Source organism: Pseudomonas sp. FSL R10-1339 (genome assembly GCF_009600545.1).
In the GTDB taxonomy this organism is placed as follows: Bacteria; Pseudomonadota; Gammaproteobacteria; order Pseudomonadales; family Pseudomonadaceae; genus Aquipseudomonas; species Aquipseudomonas bubulae.
On sequence record NZ_WIVQ01000307.1, the window covers coordinates 1 to 288 of the forward strand.

The following is a 288-nucleotide window of genomic DNA, read 5'->3' on the forward strand; positions in this document are numbered from 1 at the left end:
ACCTCGTTGTGGACCCACGATTCTTTCGGCAGCTCGAAGGGGTGCAGGTGCGAGCCCAACCTCTCGTAACCCCCTCATGGATACCGACGCTACGCAATCTGGGGCGAGACCACCGCAAGCTCCTCATCGTCGATTCCAAGGTCGCCTACATCGGTGGGTACAACATCGGCTCCCTCTACGCCGACCGCTGGCGTGACACCCACGCTCGTATTACCGGGCCTGCCGTCGGGGAGCTCGAAAACGTCTTTGTTGACATGTGGAATCAACGCCCCAGGGGGGCCCTCATCT

The 288-nt window shown here is 61.1% G+C and carries 1 pseudogene; it reads left to right on the plus strand.

Features of this window, described 5'->3' with window-relative positions:
• Nucleotides 1–47: 47 nt before the first annotated feature.
• Nucleotides 48–288: pseudogene (locus GHO03_RS25970) on the plus strand (hypothetical protein); the annotation flags it as partial.